The following is a 2,536-nucleotide window of genomic DNA, read 5'->3' as shown; positions in this document are numbered from 1 at the left end:
GTGAGAACGGCGGTGCAAAAGTCGGCCACGGTAGCGGCGGGATGAGCTTGCTGCGGGCGGTGTAAAAGTCGTCCACCTTTACCCTTTCTGGCGACAGGGAGGGCGGGAGGATTTTTACTGTGTATTTATATCGGAAGGTTCGGCTGGCCTGTGCTGAGGGCATGAGCCAGCGGGAGGCAGCGCGGCATTTCAACATCTCGCGCGACAGTGTAGCCAAGATGATGGCGTTCTCGGTTCCGCCGGGTTACCGGCGATCGGCACCGGTCAAGCGACCGAAGCTGGATGGCTTCACTGGGATTATCGACGGCTGGCTGGACGGCGATCTGGGGGTTCATCGCAAGCAGCGGCACACAGCGAAGCGGGTGTTCGACCGGCTCCGCGATGAACACGGGTTCACCGGCGGCTACACGATCGTGAAGGACTACATGCGGGAGCGCGAACGGCGCGGTCGCGAGATGTTCGTGCCGCTGGTCCATCGGCCCGGCCATGCCCAGGCCGATTTCGGCGAGGCGGTTGTCATCATTGGCGGTGTCGAGCAGAAGGCGCATTTCTTCGTCATGGACCTGCCGCACAGTGATGCCTGCTTTGTGCGGGCCTATCCGGCGGCAACGGCGGAAGCCTGGGTTGATGGCCACGTCCACGCCTTCGCGTTCTTCGGCAAGGTGCCGATATCGATCCTCTACGACAACGACCGCTGCCTGGTTGCGAAGATTCTTCCGAACGGAACGCGTAAGCGGGCCACGCTCTTCAGCGGGTTCCTGTCGCACTACCTGTTCCGCGATCGCTACGGCCGCCCCGGCAAGGGCAACGACAAGGGTAACGCGGAAGGGCTGGTCGGCTATTCCCGCCGCAACTTCATGGTACCGATCCCGCGGTTTGCGAGCTGGGAGGCGTTCAACGCCTATTTGGAGGAGCAGTGCCGCGAACGTCAGGCGGATGTCCTGCGGGGCCAGTCCGAGACGATCGGTCAACGCCTCGCGCGGGATCTGGCGGCGATGACCGGCCTTCCTGCGGCACCGTTCGATGCCTGTGACCAGGCAACCGGAAGGGTCAGTTCGCAGGCGCTGGTGCGCTACAAAACCAACGATTACTCGGTACCGGTCGCTTACGGCCACCGCGACGTCTGGATCAGGGGCTATGTCGACGAGGTGGTTATTGGCTGCAGCGGCGAAGTCATCACACGCCATCCCCGCTGCTACGACCGCGAGGACATGGTCTTCGATCCGCTGCATTACCTTCCGCTGATCGAGCGCAAGATCAACGCCCTGGACCAAGCAGCTCCCTTGGCTGAATGGAGCCTGCCGCCCGAGTTCGCAACACTGCGCCGCCTGATGGAGGCGCGGATGATCAAGGCCGGACGCCGCGAGTACGTGCAGGTTTTGCGCCTGCTCGAGACCTTCGACATCGACGATCTGCATGCCGCCGTGAAGAAGGCCCTGCAATTGGGGGCAATTGGCTTTGATGCCGTCAAGCACCTTGTTCTCTGCCATGTCGAGAAACGGCCGCCGAAGCTCGACCTCGATGTCTATCCCTACCTGCCGCGCGCCAATGTCGAGACCACATCGGCCGCCAGCTACATGGCCCTGATGACGGAGCCGGCGGAATGACCGACGCGCCGAAGATCCTGCTGGCCGATCATCTGAAGACGCTGAAGCTGCCGACATTCCTGCGCGAGTATGAAAAGCTCGCGCGCCAGTGCGCCGCCGAGGGGCTGGATCATGTCCAGTTCCTGGGACGTCTGGTCGAGCTGGAGCTGATCGATCGCGAGCGCAGAATGATCGAACGCCGTATCAAGGCCGCGAAATTCCCGGCCACCAAGAGCCTCGACAGCTTCGACTTCAAGGCGATCCCAAAGCTGAACAAGATGCAGGTGCTGGAACTGGCCCGCTGCGAATGGATCGACCGGCGCGAGAATGTCATCGCCCTTGGCCCGAGCGGCACAGGCAAGACCCATGTCGCCCTCGGACTTGGGCTGGCTGCCTGCCAGAAGGGCCTCTCGGTCAGCTTCACCACCGCCGCGACGCTGGTCAACGAGATGATGGAAGCCCGAGACGAGCGCCGTCTGCTCCGCCTGCAAAAGCAGCTGGCCGCGGTCAAGCTGCTCATCATCGACGAGTTGGGCTTTGTGCCATTGTCCAAGACCGGTGCAGAGCTCTTGTTCGAACTGATCTCGCAGCGCTATGAGCGCGGCTCCACGATGATAACCAGCAATTTGCCATTCGACGAATGGACCGAAACCTTCGGCACCGAACGTCTGACCGGAGCACTGCTCGATCGGCTGACCCACCACGTCAACATCCTCGAGATGAATGGCGACAGCTATCGACTCGGCCAAAGCCGTGCCCGGAAGGCAAAAGCCGCCACCTGATCCAGCCAATCCAGATTTGGCCCTGACGGGCCAAAGCGGCCAGTCAACCGCCAGCTATTTGGGGAGCGCGGCTGACTGGCCGCCGCCATTTGCACCCATCACGCTCAACCAAAAACTGGTCTACTTTTGCGCCGCCATATGGCCTGATTTTACTCCGCCGTTGACAAT

General features: G+C 61.9%; 2 protein-coding genes. Both read left to right on the top strand.

What is annotated here, in order from left to right:
- Positions 1-119 precede the first annotated feature (119 nt).
- Entirely contained in the window at positions 120-1,607 is a 1,488-nt protein-coding gene (istA, locus tag C8024_RS03675) for an IS21 family transposase (protein WP_123906195.1), read from the top strand.
- Positions 1,604-2,368 (top strand): IS21-like element helper ATPase IstB, encoded by a 765-nt coding sequence (istB, locus tag C8024_RS03670; RefSeq protein ID WP_100092247.1) that lies wholly within the window; start codon positions 1,604-1,606, stop codon positions 2,366-2,368. Before istA ends, istB begins: the two co-directional genes overlap by 4 nt.
- Positions 2,369-2,536 lie beyond the last annotated feature (168 nt).

It is taken from the genome of Sphingopyxis sp. BSNA05, from assembly GCF_013265645.1.
In the GTDB taxonomy this organism is placed as follows: domain Bacteria; phylum Pseudomonadota; class Alphaproteobacteria; order Sphingomonadales; family Sphingomonadaceae; genus Parasphingorhabdus.
The sequence above is the reverse complement of the archived record's forward strand: the minus strand, read 5'-3'. Positions and strand labels throughout refer to the sequence as shown.

Coding starts and splice junctions, on each gene's coding strand:
- istB (WP_100092247.1), top strand. CDS start 1,604: ATGACCGACGCGCCGAAGATCCTGCTGGCCGATCATCTGAAGACGCTG.